Raw genomic sequence first — 13,477 nt, 5'->3', positions numbered from 1 at the left:
CCCTTGTATTCCAGGTGTCAGGCTCGATTAGCCGTTGCGCTAATCAAGTATCCCGGGTGGTCAACTACCACCACCCGAACCGCCCGCGCCGCCGGCACCGCTACCTGAACCGCCGCTGCCGGTACCGCTGCCCATGCCGGTACCGCCGCTGCCGCCCATGTCGCCTCTACCGCCCATGTCGCCGCTCCCGGTGCCGCCCATGCCAGAGCCGCTGCCTGTGCCGCCCGCACCCGTGTTCGCCCCATTACCGGTACCCGAGCCTGGTGCAGTGCCATCGCCACCCGTAGCGTCGGTGCCGTTGCTCCCAGTTCCGCTTCCGGTGCCCATGCCATCGCCTGGGGTGCCAGAACCGGTGGCGCCGCTGGTGCCATTCATGGTGCCGTGATCACCCGATTGCATGCTGGGGGTGTGTTGATCATTCATGTTGGTTGCTGCCATGACCACCGGCGCGGATGCGCCCAGGCAGAGCGCAAGCAGCAGGGAGGAAGGTTTTAGCATTGTCATGATGAAGCTCCTTTTATGAGGTGTCCTCGTAGTGTTCGTCAGGTTGCATTACCATGCCGTGCCCTGTAGGCGACGAACGGGCCGTTTTTCCCAGAGCGATGAAGTGTCAATCGACCGCCTGGCAGGGCAAGCCGTTTTGTACGGGTGATCCGGCGCTTCACGTGGGTCATACAGGCAAACCACGTGACTTCATGGATGCCTTCAGGCAGGAATCAAAAATGAGCAGCCCGTCCAGCACCGTTTCCGGCGCAGATCAAACCGTATTCAGCCAGCTCGGGTTCCCGGTGGTAGGCATTGGTGCCTCGGCAGGCGGTATCGCCGCGCTCAAGGTCTTCTTCGAACACATGCCGGCTCAGAACGGCATGGCCTTCGTGATCGTGCTGCACCTCTCGCCCGATCATGAGAGCGTGGCGGACAGGATCATCCAGGCCTCGACTTCCATGCCGGTCGTACAGGTCACCAGCTCCGTGCCCATCGAGCCCAATCACGTCTATGTCATTTCACCTGCTTGCCAACTGACCATGACTGACGACCACCTCAAGGTCGTGCCCTCGTCGCGGCCATTGGGAAAGCATGTCGCCATCGATTTGTTCTTCCGTGATCTGGCCGATGTGCACAAGCAGCGAAGCTTCTGTGTGGTGCTGTCCGGTGCGGGCAGTGATGGTGCAGTGGGCTTGTCGCGTATCAAGGAGCAAGGCGGCATCACCTTGGTGCAAAGCCCGGCCGATGCCCAATTCGATGGCATGCCGCTGGCCGCCATTGCCACCGGGCTTGTCGATGCGGTACTGCCGGTGGCAGACATACCGCAAAACCTGCTCGGCTTCTGGAAAAGCCTGCGTAGCATGCGTGTGGCCGATGCAGAGGCCGGAGCCCAGGCCCACGCACCGCAAGGGACAGACAGTAACGAGCAGGCGCTGCAGGATATCCTGATGACCCTGCGCAAACGTACCGGACACGATTTTCAGCACTACAAGCGCGCGACGGTCATACGGCGCATCGAACGCCGCTTGCAGATCACTGGCCGGTCCGACCTGCCGAGCTACCTGCGTCATCTTGAGCAGAGCCCTGATGAGGCGAAGAAGTTGCTCCAAGACATGCTAATCGGTGTGACGAACTATTTTCGTGACCGGGAAGCTTTCGAGGCGCTCGAGCGTTTGGTGTTGAGCGATGTCTTGAGCGCAGGCGGCCCTGAGGACAAGCGTGAAGAAGTGCGAATCTGGTCCGCTGGCTGCTCAACGGGAGAAGAGGCCTACAGCCTGGCGATACTGTGTGCCGAACACCGCAAGCTTGAGCCTGCTCCGCTCAAGCTACAGGTATTCGCCACTGACATCGACGAGCGTGCGATTGCCGTAGGTCGTGTGGGGATCTACCCCGAAGCGATCGTCGCCGATGTGCCGCCCACGCGCCTGCGCCAGTATTTCGTCAAGGAGAACGATCATTACCGGATAAGAAAGGAAATCCGTGAGAAGGTCCTGTTCGCCAAGCACAGCCTGCTCTGCGACCCGCCTTTCTCGCAGGTGGACCTGATCGTGTGTCGCAACCTGCTGATCTATCTGGATCGCGAGATCCAGAAACAAATGCTGCAGATGTTCCATTTCGCGCTGCGTCCTGGCGGTTACCTGTTCATGGGGTCCTCAGAGTCTGCCGACCTGTGCCCGGAGCTGTTTACGGCGGTCGATAAACGCAACCGGATTTTCCGCGCCAATATCGCAGCCAACATCAGTCGCCGTGGGCTGGGCATTTCTGAACGAGGCTTCAACATGGCAAGTACGGCGATGCCGGCGCCCGTTCCAGCCCAACGCAAGGTCTCGTACGCCGACCTCCATCATCGCGCCATGGCCCAGCAGATGCCCCCGAGCATGATCGTCGACCAGCAGGCCAACATTCTGCACATGAACGAGGGCGCCGGCCGTTTCCTGCGTTATGTGACCGGTGAAGTCGGCCGTAATGTGATGGTGCTGATCCTTCCTGAGCTACGCGTCGAGCTACGTACCACACTCTTTCGGGCGCAACAGAGCGGCCAGGCCATGGCATCGCGTAAGGTACGGCTGGTAGAGGCGGGCGGTGAACTGGAGCTGGACGTGGCGGTGCGTCCGTTCAAGGACGACATCACCGGGCAAACGGTCTACGCCATCGTATTCACTGTGCAGCCGCACGACGCCACGCACCCGACCGGCCTACCTGTCGAGCAAAATGAAAATCAGGTGATGACGAGCCTGGAGAGCGAGCTGCAGCGCACCAAGCTGCACTTGCAGGAAACCATCGAACAGTCGGAAGTCTCCAGCGAAGAGCTCAAAGCGTCCAATGAAGAAATGCAGGCCATCAACCAAGAGCTGCGCTCGGCTACTGAAGAACTGGAAACCAGCAAGGAGGAGCTTCAGTCAATCAACGAAGAATTGCTCACGGTCAATTTCGAGCTCAAGAGCAAGGTCGAGGAAACCGACAAGATCAACGACTACCTGGCCAACCTGATCGCTTCTACCGACATCGCCACGGTGTTTGTGGATCGCAACATGCACATCCGGTGGTTCACGCCGCGAGCGCAAGACCTCTTCAGCATGCGCCAGACGGACACAGGCCGTTCGCTGCTGGATATCACCCATCGGCTCGATTATCCGAAAATGGCCGAGGACGCTGCTGCGGTTCATCAATCGCTGACCATCAGGGAACGAGAGGTCAGTAGCAGTGACCGGCGCTGGTATATCGCTCGCCTGTTGCCTTATCGCTCTAGCGAGGACCACATCGACGGTACGGTGCTGACTTTCATCGACATCACCAAGCGGCGTGAAGCCGAACAGGATCTGCGCCTGGGGCAAGAGCGTATGCGATTGGTAGCGCAGAGCACCCAGGACTTCGCCATCATCATCCTCGATGGCAGCGGGGTAATCTGTGAGTGGAACCGCGGCGCGGAGTATATCTTTGGCCACAGTGCCGAGCAGATAGCCGGCAGCCATTTCGACGTGCTGTTCACAGACCAGGATCGAGCTGCGGGTGTACCTGAAGCCGAATTGCGCAAAGCCCAGGCCAACGGGCGTGCCGAGGACGAGCGTTGGCACCTGCGTCGCGACGGCAGCCGCTTCTATTGCAGCGGTGAAACGGCGCGCTTGCGCGGTGATACCCCAGGGTTCGTGAAGATTGCCCGTGATGTGACGGGACACAAGCGCCTGCAGGACGAGCAGCGCCAGCGCCTGGCCGAGACACGCACCAGCAGTTTGCTCAAGGACGAGTTCTTCGCCGTCATGTCACACGAGCTCAAGCACCCGCTGAATCTCATTCAACTCAATGCCGAGATATTGCGTCGACTGCCTGCCGTGCAAAATACGGCCAAGGGTGGCAAGGCGCTGGCTGTGATCAACGACGCAGTGTCCAGCCAGGCCCGCATCATCGATGATTTGCTGGACGTCGCTCGCCTGCGCACCGGAAAGCTCATGCTCAAGAAAGAGCTTCTGGATCTGGTCGATATTCTCAAATCGATACATGCCATGGCCATGGAGGAGTACCCCATGGCTCGTATCCTTCTTGTCCTGCCCGACCAGGGCGGTTCGGTGGCGATCGAGGGTGATCCAACGCGTCTTGAGCAGATTATCTGGAACCTGATCAACAATGCCCTGAAGTTCAGCGGCCCGCAGGCACGGGTCACGGTCGAACTCTCGTGCACCGAAAAAAGCGTGTGCTTGGCTGTCATCGACAATGGCCCTGGTCTGTCTGGCGATGATGTTGCAGAGATCTTCGAGCTGTTCCGCCAGTCCCACCACACCCGTCATCAGGGTGACGGCCTGGGCATCGGCTTGTCACTGGTCAAGCAACTGGTGCAGGCCCATGGCGGTACTGTGAGCGCACACTCGGCAGGGCTGGGGCATGGTTCGACATTCAGTGTCCAGCTACCGCTGTCGCAGCGCACCCCTGAGAAGAGCCGAGCAAACCCCGAGGCTGCGTCCAGCGAAGGCAGGCTCAAGGGTGTTCATGTGTTGCTGGTAGACGATTCTGCGGACGTTGTCGACGTCATGCGCATGCTGCTGGAAATGGAAGATGCCCACGTGACATCGTTCCTCAATCCGGTTGAGGCTCTAGAGAAAATGGGGGATCGGTTCGATGTGATACTGACCGATATCGGCATGCCCGAAATGGACGGACACGCATTCATCACGGCGGTTCGTGAACGATCTCAGTATCAGGCAACGCCTGCAATCGCGTTGAGTGGCTATGGGGTCAGCCCGCCAAGCCGGGAGGGTCAGATTGCGCACTTCGACCTGCAATTGACCAAACCCGTGCACTACGACGATCTGGTAGGCGCCATTGAATCGCTCTGTCGCTCCTCGCAGACGCTTTGAACTATGCCCGGTGAGCAGTGCAGCTCACGGGGTAACGGCACATGCGTAAGGTATCTGCCGCGGCTCTCGCCATTAAGCCAAATCACGGACAACTTGCGTCTGGCACATTGGCGCACCGTTGAAGGCGCCCTTGGTTATTGCCGCCATGGGCTTTTCCCCATCAACTGTTTGCACGCCATTGCTTGGCGCGTTTCGTCAGCCTTGGGTGAATTACTTGCACGATAAGCCGTTTGGCGCCGGTCCCTTGTAAACACAGGGTTTACTTGTGTGACCCCGAGAGGGGCAATCAACCACGCCAAACGGCAGGCCGGCCTAGCGATGAGAATCGTTGATCAACGTTGAACCGACCGGTGTAGCGCCCGCTGCCTCGGCACGATGATGAGGATTTACCGATGTTCATGCACAACAAACGACTGCAGTACACCGTCCGTGTCTCCCAGCCCAACCCTGGCCTTGCGAACCTGTTGCTCGAACAGTTTGGCGGGCCCCAGGGTGAGCTTGCCGCCGCAATGCGCTATTTCACCCAGGCCGTGACCGAGGATGACCCAGGGCGCAAGGACATGTTGTTCGATATCGCCACCGAAGAGCTCAGCCACCTCGAGATCATCGGATCGATCGTGGTGATGCTCAACAAAGGTGCCAAAGGCCGTTTGGCCGAAGGGGTGGAAGCCGAGGGTGAACTGTATCGATCACTTACCGGGGCGGGTAACGATTCACATATCACCAGCCTTTTGTATGGGGGTGGCGCCGCGCTGGTGAACTCTGGTGGCATTCCCTGGACCGCTGCCTACATCGACACCATTGGAGAGCCGACGGCAGACCTGCGTTCGAACATCGCCGCCGAGGCCCGCGCCAAGATCGTGTACGAGCGTTTGATCAACGTGACCGATGACCCCGGCATCAAGGATGCGCTCGGTTTTTTGATGAGCCGAGAAATTGCCCATCAGATGTCTTTCGAGAAGGCGCTGCATTCCATCCAGCCCAACTTCCCGCAAGGCAAAATGCCGGGTGATCCCGAGTTCAACCGTACCTACTTCAACATGTCCCACGGCGGGGAGGTGCGCGGCTCATGGAACGAAGGCCAGGATTGGGTCTACGTGGATCAGCCGCAACCGGCCGTCGATGGCGGTGATGGTATGGCGTCGGTGGAGCTCGATGGGGCCAGTGCGGACGCAGTGGATGCCATGAAGCTGAGAACCCAGTCCGATCCCGACCTGCAGCCAATGACCGGTGCCGAACTGGGCAAGGTCAATGGTGATGAGCCTATATGAACCGGCAGGGCAGCGGACCGTCGGGTCCGCTGCTACGTTCAAGCGTTACACGTCACGCGTTCACGCTCCCCGCATACCCATGTTGTCTCGCCCTTGCGCATGCACGTTAGCCTCCTGCGGCAGCGCCGTGACCTTGATGGCCCGCACCGGTACAGCAAACTTGGCGCCGATTTTCGAGAACCGTTCAAGCAGCTTGAAGTTGATGGCCTGCTGGATGTCCATGTACAAGTTGTAGCCTGGGTCCTGCACGATGTAGACGCACTCGAACTCCAGCGCCTCCTTGCCGAAGCCACGCAAGTGTGCCCGGTCGAAGCGTGCTTGGGCTTGGGCCTTGATCGCTTCCTCGACGATCCCGGGCGCCTTCTTCACCGCCTCGGTAGGCGTGTCGTAGGACAGACCAAACTCGAACACGATGCGACGTTCTTGCAGGCGCTTGTAGTTCTGGATGGTGCTACTGATCATGCTGGCATTGGCCATGACGATCTGCTCGCCGCCCAGGCTGCGGATGCGCGTGGTTTTCAGGCCAACATGCTCGACGGTGCCGGCCAGGGGGCCAATGACGATGAAGTCACCTACCTCGAACGGTTTGTCCACGGCGATGGACAGCGAGGCGAACAGGTCACCCAGAATGTTCTGCACAGCTAGAGCGACCGCAATACCGCCCACACCCAAGCTAGCGACGAAGGCGGTGATGTTCACGCCCAGGTTCGACAGCATGGCCAGTAGCACGATCGACCACAACAGTACCCGCGCACCCCAGGCCGACAACGTGGCCAGGGCACTGCTCTGCTGGGAACCGTCCGGGTTGTGGCGGGTGAAGTAGCGATCCAGGCCCAGGCCGATGGCACGGTTGGCCCACAGGCCGATCTGCAGCGCTGCGACGACGAACCAAAGGCTGCCGACCCGGCTCAACCAACGCTCCGGCAGGTCGAGCATGCTCAACCCCACCAGCAGCGAAGCCAGGAACAGCAGCGAGTTGCTGGTGCCTGACAGGACCTTCTCCACCACATGGCTCAAGGCCCCGGAATGCGAGGACCAGTGCTTGACGCGCCGCTGTACGAAACTGATGGCTGCCCTGGCGACCAGGAACGTCAGTACGGCCACAGTGACTGCGAGTAACAGGTTGAGAATGGAGATACCGAAGAACGTGGTATCGGTGAACAGTGTGATGATGCGATCGCTCATGAAGGCTTGCCTCCTCTAGCAAAGATTTCGAGGTGTCAGGCGTCGAGCAAAACAATTGCCCTGCGAATGGTTATCAGATGATCCGTGCACGTCGATCAGATCCGTGCACGTCGGTCAGAGATGAACTGTGCGGGTCGGGTAGGGGCCCGTGCGCGTGGAGGCCACTGATTGGTCCACGATGGACATCAAGTGGGGCCCGGTCCAGCGATGCGCTGATGCGGCACATCATGGCTGCGGCGCGTCGTCTTCAAGCGGTGTGCCGGTACGTGCGGCCAGTGCACGGTATTCCTTGCGCAGCTCGCGCAGGGTCTTGCTGTCCATGGCCTCCAGGTCCAGCACCGAACGTTGCGCCGATTGAGTGGCGCGGATCAGCTCGTCGAGCTTGACGTGAATGATGTCGTTGTCTCGGTTCTGGGTGTTCTGGATCAGAAACACCATCAGGAAGGTAATGATGGTGGTCGAGGTGTTGATGATCAGCTGCCAGGTATCGTTGTAGTGGAACCATGGGCCGGAAACCGCCCACATGATGATGAGCACGATGGCCATCAAGAACGTGCTGGGGCGGCCGGCTTGGTTGGATAGCCACTGACAGAACTGCGCGAACTTCATCGGATCCCTCCTGGTGATTGCAGCGTTTGAGGCGACGCAGTGGGCGCCGCCAAATGTGTAAGGGTCAGCCGTCAGATTGCTCTTCGGGTGGTACCTGGCCTTCCGGCCATTCGGGAGCCGGTTCGGTGGGTTCCTGCTCAGGTGCTTCAATGGGATCACCCGGATTGTGCGGTACGTTGTCCACATAGGGGTCTGGTTGAGTGGGGGCGGTCATGGTGGATTCCTCTTGGGATGTGCTGCGTTAGTGCCCAGCCCGTTGCCGGGTGTTCCATCGAATCTGCCAAGTGGAACGCCTGGACACTCAAGCGACTCCACCATCGAGTGAGGTCAAGGGGCTACTGAGATGATCTACCTAGGCTGTGCAGGCTGGAGCCTGCCCAAGGAGCGTGCTCCGGCTTTTCCCGAAGCGGGCAGCCATCTGGAGCGCTACGCCGCGCGCCTGGGTGCTGTGGAAATCAACAGTTCGTTCTACCGGCCCCATCGCCCGCAGACCTATGCGCGCTGGGCCGCATCGACGCCTGAGGGCTTTCGCTTCTCGGTCAAGGTGCCCAAGGCGATCACCCATGAAATGCGTCTGCAAGGGTGTGAAACGGCGCTGGACAGCTTTCTGGCCCAATGCGGGGAGTTGGGGGAGAAGTTGGGCTGCTTGCTCGTCCAGTTACCACCGTCGCTTGGGTTTGACGAAGCTGTCGTCAGGCGCTTTTTCGAAGCACTGCGGTGCAGGTTCGACAAGCCAGTAGTCGTCGAACCTCGGCATGAGACATGGCGCTCAGCGCAACCGCTGCTGATCGACTTTCAGGTAGGGCAGGTGGGGGCAAGCCCCTCCAGATTCGAGCTAGACGGCCAGCCCTCTGGCTGGTCAGGCATAGCGTATTGGCGGCTGCACGGCGTACCTGTGGTGTATCGGAGCGCTTATACCGATCAATACCTACGGGAGCTTGCCGCCCAATTGAAACGCGCCCATGACCAAGGGACGATCCCCTGGTGCATCTTTGACAACACCGCCAGTGGCGCCGCGGTCGGCGATGCGTTGTCGATGCGCAGTTACCTTGGCTGAGCGAAGCGGATCAAACTTTTCCCCGGCGTTGCGCTCTGCTCATAAAGACACCCTGTTCACGTTGGAGATGCTTATGAAAGATACTCACACCCACACCGGCGACAAAGTTCCGCGTCCAATTTCTTCAGAGGAAGCGCAAAAAGGCGAGCAGTCACCTGATCCTGTGTTGGAACGCCCTGATCCGGCCACCGAGGCCATCGACAAGGCTATTACCCCAACTTCCATCAAGGAGCTGGAGGAGCAGACCCGGGCGATTGAGCAGCAGACTGAGCACGTGGAGAAGCGCTTGAATCGTTAAGCGATGGGGTCGTTTTGCTGCATGCGCTGTGCTTTCCTGAAATTCAAGCCAGCGGCTTATTGCTGCGATGGGCCGCAAAGCGGCCCCAAGATTCGAGCTCCGGCCTGGTATTGCAGCGTCGCACCTTGAGTTGTCGGGGCAGGTCTGGCGCCCTGGCAAGGCCGCTCACCCACTGGCAGCGCGTAGCCTTGACGAGCCCTACGTCAACCCGGCTCCATCATCGTATTCTTTTTCCATCCCCGCAGATTCATGACACACAGCGTGAACTGCAGAATGATCAGCGCCCAAGCCTCGGCTTGCCAGCCCCAGGCCGCCCACAACAGGTTGCTTGCAATGAAGCAGCAGAAGCCGACCTTGCGCCGGGCGGGTCGCCGCGAGCCTATGCACCATGCTGCCACTACCGTCAGCACCATGGCCGGCCATTCCAGCCAATCGATCCAAGCCTCCATCGAACGGTCCTCGGTCCTGGTTTGTTCGTGGGACAGGCCAGTCGAAGCCGGGTTCAGATCGATCGTGTATCCCAGGCACTCCTTGCGATGACAGCGCGTGCGCCAACGTTTTTTTGAACCTCACCCGGCCTCGGCTTGCCCACTTCAGAAGTATTGCTTTGAATCGTAATCTAGAGGAGGGGTGTCATGCCCAGCACAGCACGCAAGGTCCGTTATGGTGTAGTGGCCGGCGGTTCGATTTCCCAGGGCGCGTTCATGCCCGGTATCGGGCAAACCGACAACTCGGAAATTACCGTCCTGGTCACCGGGGATGAGGAAAAAGCCCGGCAGTTGGGCGAGCGTTATGCCCTGCGCACCTACCATTACGACCAGTATGCTCAGATGCTCGCTGCGCGGGAGGTGGATGCGCTGTACATTGCAACGCCCAATTTCCGTCACCGCGAGTTTGTAGTGCCGGCGCTCGAAGCCGGTATCCATGTGTTGCTCGAAAAGCCCATGGGCATCAGCGAAGCCGATTGCAAAGCCATGATCGAGGTTTCAAAACGCACGGGTGCCAAGCTGATGGTTGCCTACCGCCTGCACTGCGAGCCGGGCACGCTGGACATGATCGAGCGCGTGCACAAGGGCGATTTCGGTGATCCCAGGTTGTTCACATCCATCTTCACGCAGCGGGTCAAACCCAATAACCACCGTGCCCAGAATGGTTTCGAGGCCGGGCCGGTACCGGACATGGGCCCCTATCCCCTGAACATGGTCCGCCAGTTGTTCAACGCCGAACCCATTGAAGTCTCGGCCATGGGGGTTCGCTCGCCGGGCAGCACCATGGATACCTGGGATACGGTCACCGTGAGCCTGCGCTTCGAAGACGAGCGGCTGGCGCAGTTCACCGTCAGCTATACCTTGCCGTCTACCGAGCGGTTCCAGCTGTTGGGCACCAAGGGCGAGATCGAGGCTTCGCCGTGCTTCGGTTATGGGGAAGGGGTAGCGATCAGCTACAGGGCTACCATCGATGGCGAGACGCGTGTGCACGTCAACCCTGTGGTGGACCAATTTGCTGGTGAAACGGCCTATTTCTCCGATTGCATCCTCAACAACGTCGCGCCTGAACCCGATGGGGAAGAGGGGTGGCGTGATGTACGGGTAGTCGAGGCAATCAAGCGAGCGCTTGAAACCGGTACACCGCAACGACTCGAACCACTGCCCGCTCGGCCGTTCGCACGTCGATCCGAGCAGCGCAGGGCTTTTGCCCTGGCCCCGGTACCGCCGATGGTTGATGCCGAGTCGCCGGCAGAATAACGGGCGAGCTGCGCGCCCCTTGAGGGCGCGCAGGCTTGATCACGCGGCGCGCTGTTCCGATTTGCCCTTGAGCAATTTCTTCTGCGCCATCATCGCCTGGCCCATCTCCTCGAGTTGCTGCTTACCCAGCAGCTTGCGTGCCGTGGGGAACAGCTCGCTTTCTTCTTCCTCGATGTGGTGCTCCAACAACTCTTTCATCACCTTGACCCGCCCTGCGAACTCGACCGTGCCGGTGTCTGTGCCTTCAAGGTCAGGCAGCACCAGTGAATCGACGGTACGGTGCTCTTCCTTGGCCTCGTAGTACATCTTTCCCTCTTCCTTACCACCAGCTTTTTTGATGGCTGGGTAAAGGATTTCCTCTTCCAGAGCGGTATGAATGGTGACTTCCTGCTTGATGCGTTCCAGCAGGTCGGCACGCTTTTTCACTGCGCGCTCTGTTGTCGAAGACAGCTCTTCAAGCAGTTTCTTGACCAACTGATGGTCCTGGGTCAGCAATTCGATGGCGTTCATGGATCACCTCTGCAGGTTGTTGTAATCACGGTTGCCATGGGTTGAGTCGAGCGCCAGGCCATCAGTTCCGCTGCGCAGATGACGTGCCTGGCGTGTCCCTCATCTACACGGTGCGCGACCACCCAGTGCCAACGCTGCGCGCAGCGCCGCCAGGTGTGTGAGGCCTTGCGGCAGGTTGCCCAGGTACTCGGCGGTGTCAGGATCGATCATCTCCGAATAGATGCCTGCGCCATGGTCAAGGCCTTGCAGGGCAGCTTCATAGGCGTGCTGCGCCCGTTCGTGCTGACCGAGCAGCACCCAGGCTTCCACCAGCCAGAAGGTGCACGCCAGGAAGCAACCTTCCTCCTCGACCGCACCGCTGTAGCGGTAGTGGAAAGGTCCTGCCGACAGGCTGTGCTGCACAGCGTCCAGGGTGCTCTGCAGCCGCTCAGGCGCCGGATAGCCGAAGCGCACCGCCAGGGCGATGCCTGCGTCCAGCCGGTCGCTGCCTGGGTAGAACACATACGCCTGGCGGGCCTCATGCCAGCAGTGGGTTTCGATCCACTCGAAAACACGGTCACGCTCGCGCGCCCAGCGCTGCCGGCAGGTAGTGGGCAGATGCCCGCCGTCGGCCAGTTCGATGGCCCGGCTCAGGGCCTGCCAGCAGCTGATCTTCGACAAGGTGTAGTGCCGCGTTTCTGGCAGCTCCCAGATGCCGGCATCTGGCTGGCGCCACTGGTCGGCGCATTGATCTGCCAGGCGTGACAGCAGCATCGCACTGCTGCCGTCCAGGATGTTGCCGGTGTCGATGAAGCAACGGGCAGTTTCGAATATGTCGCCGAATACGCCGTGCTGTAACTGGTCGCGGGCATCATTGCCCACTACGGGCGGCGATTGCTTGTAGCCTGGCAGGTCGATGGCGCGTGTGCATTCGCCCATGGCCCCGTCAAGGGTGTAGAAGACCTGCGCGCCATGCTCGGCCAGCCTGCGCAGCAACCAGGTAAATGCCGCCTTGGCTTCAGGCTGAGCGCCAATGCCGAGGAAGGCTTCGATGGTATACCCGGCATCGCGCACCCATGCGAAGCGGTAGTCATAGTTCTTGGTGCCGCCGATGCGCTCTGGCAGCGAGGTGGTGGCAGCTGCCATGATCGAACCGCTGGGCGATGACAGCAGCAGTTTGAGCGCCAGCGCGTTGCGTACCACTACCGACTGGTAGGGGCCTTCATAGATGAGGCTTTGCGACCACTGCCGCCATTCGCGATCGGAGCCGTCGATTCGGTCATCGATCAAGCTAAGTGGCGGCACCACCAAGGGTTCGTCGTGACCGGCGATCAAGGCCACCACGGTACGTTGCCCAGGCGAGGTGTCGAGGGTGGCGCGCACGCCCATGTCGTCCTTGCGCCGCACGCTGAGCTGTTGATCATGCAGGAACATCCCGAGGATATGGCCCGCGTGAAAAACGCAGCCATTGTCGTTGGGCGTAAGGTACGGGCTCACCGTGTCGGCTTGGGTGCCGAAATCGATGGCGATTTCGAACGCGATCGACCCTTCGATGCCCTCGATACGGCGGGCCAGTTCCGCCCAAGGTAGGCGCCCGGCAGGCCCGCTATTCAGCGATTCGGTCAACCGCGCCCGGCCGGTTGCAGTGATGTACTCGGTCTCCACCACGTTGCTGCCGGGGCGATAGCGACGCTTTGCCTGATAGGGCTGGGTCGGGGTAATGGCGAAGAAACCGCCGGTCTTGGGCGAGAGCAGTTGATCGAATAGAGGGGGCGAATCCATGTGCGGCACGCACCACCAGTCGATGGAGCCGTCCAGGCCTACCAGCGCTACCGAGCGCCCATCGCCAAGCGCTGCATACTGCTCCAGCGCCAGCCAGCCACCGGGGTCCCGTTGGGGCTCGGCACATTGCCGCGGGCTTTCAGATACGTCTTCCACATTGCAGCTCCTGCACCTTTGGTAGAGATGTGACTGAAGCGAAGCGAGAA

Annotated in this window: 12 protein-coding genes; 5 read left to right on the top strand and 7 right to left on the bottom strand. The window is 60.2% G+C overall.

Annotated elements, in window-relative coordinates; all coding sequences use genetic code 11:
• Nucleotides 1-60 precede the first annotated feature (60 nt).
• The gene (locus FS767_RS03195) at nt 61-504 is read right to left on the bottom strand and encodes a hypothetical protein (RefSeq protein WP_144964166.1); all 444 of its coding nucleotides are present in this window, start codon (nt 502-504) and stop codon (nt 61-63) included.
• A gap of 218 nt (nt 505-722) precedes the next feature.
• Here FS767_RS03195 and FS767_RS03190 point away from each other — a divergent pair, with 218 nt between their 5' ends.
• Complete coding sequence (locus FS767_RS03190; protein WP_144964165.1) at nt 723-4,835, top strand: CheR family methyltransferase; 4,113 nt, start codon at nt 723-725, stop codon at nt 4,833-4,835.
• 392 nt (nt 4,836-5,227) lie between these two features.
• Nucleotides 5,228-6,106, top strand: a complete 879-nt coding sequence (locus FS767_RS03185) for a manganese catalase family protein (protein ID WP_144964164.1) — start codon at nt 5,228-5,230, stop codon at nt 6,104-6,106.
• A 60-nt stretch (nt 6,107-6,166) separates the two neighbouring features.
• Here FS767_RS03185 and FS767_RS03180 read toward each other — a convergent pair whose 3' ends face one another.
• The 3 genes from FS767_RS03180 to FS767_RS22795 form a co-directional block, all read right to left on the bottom strand.
• Complete coding sequence (locus FS767_RS03180; RefSeq protein WP_058603937.1) at nt 6,167-7,291, bottom strand: mechanosensitive ion channel family protein; 1,125 nt, start codon at nt 7,289-7,291, stop codon at nt 6,167-6,169.
• A 225-nt stretch (nt 7,292-7,516) separates the two neighbouring features.
• Complete coding sequence (locus FS767_RS03175) at nt 7,517-7,900, bottom strand: low affinity iron permease family protein (RefSeq protein WP_100851311.1); 384 nt, start codon at nt 7,898-7,900, stop codon at nt 7,517-7,519.
• 64 nt (nt 7,901-7,964) lie between these two features.
• Nucleotides 7,965-8,114, bottom strand: coding sequence for a hypothetical protein (locus tag FS767_RS22795; RefSeq protein ID WP_153302510.1), 150 nt, complete (start codon nt 8,112-8,114; stop codon nt 7,965-7,967).
• Nucleotides 8,115-8,243: 129 nt separating this feature from the next.
• Here FS767_RS22795 and FS767_RS03170 point away from each other — a divergent pair, with 129 nt between their 5' ends.
• Nucleotides 8,244-8,957 (top strand): DUF72 domain-containing protein, encoded by a 714-nt coding sequence (locus FS767_RS03170; protein ID WP_144964163.1) that lies wholly within the window; start codon nt 8,244-8,246, stop codon nt 8,955-8,957.
• Between the two features lie 73 nt (nt 8,958-9,030).
• Nucleotides 9,031-9,255 (top strand): hypothetical protein, encoded by a 225-nt coding sequence (locus tag FS767_RS03165; protein ID WP_144964162.1) that lies wholly within the window; start codon nt 9,031-9,033, stop codon nt 9,253-9,255.
• A 203-nt stretch (nt 9,256-9,458) separates the two neighbouring features.
• On the opposite strand, the gene FS767_RS03160 is transcribed toward FS767_RS03165, so the two are convergent.
• Nucleotides 9,459-9,704, bottom strand: a complete 246-nt coding sequence (locus FS767_RS03160; protein ID WP_058605215.1) for a hypothetical protein — start codon at nt 9,702-9,704, stop codon at nt 9,459-9,461.
• Between the two features lie 186 nt (nt 9,705-9,890).
• Here FS767_RS03160 and FS767_RS03155 point away from each other — a divergent pair, with 186 nt between their 5' ends.
• The gene (locus FS767_RS03155; protein WP_058605216.1) at nt 9,891-11,000 is read left to right on the top strand and encodes a Gfo/Idh/MocA family protein; all 1,110 of its coding nucleotides are present in this window, start codon (nt 9,891-9,893) and stop codon (nt 10,998-11,000) included.
• A 39-nt stretch (nt 11,001-11,039) separates the two neighbouring features.
• Here FS767_RS03155 and FS767_RS03150 read toward each other — a convergent pair whose 3' ends face one another.
• Nucleotides 11,040-11,510, bottom strand: a complete 471-nt coding sequence (locus FS767_RS03150; protein ID WP_144964161.1) for a hemerythrin domain-containing protein — start codon at nt 11,508-11,510, stop codon at nt 11,040-11,042.
• A gap of 99 nt (nt 11,511-11,609) precedes the next feature.
• Nucleotides 11,610-13,364: a glycoside hydrolase family 15 protein gene (locus tag FS767_RS03145; RefSeq protein WP_144964294.1), complete on the bottom strand. Its 1,755-nt coding sequence runs from the start codon at nt 13,362-13,364 to the stop codon at nt 11,610-11,612.
• Nucleotides 13,365-13,477 lie beyond the last annotated feature (113 nt).

It is taken from the genome of Pseudomonas sp. DE0010 (genome assembly GCF_007680745.1).
Classification (GTDB): domain Bacteria; phylum Pseudomonadota; class Gammaproteobacteria; order Pseudomonadales; family Pseudomonadaceae; genus Aquipseudomonas; species Aquipseudomonas parafulva_B.
The sequence above is the reverse complement of the archived record's forward strand: the minus strand, read 5'-3'. Positions and strand labels throughout refer to the sequence as shown.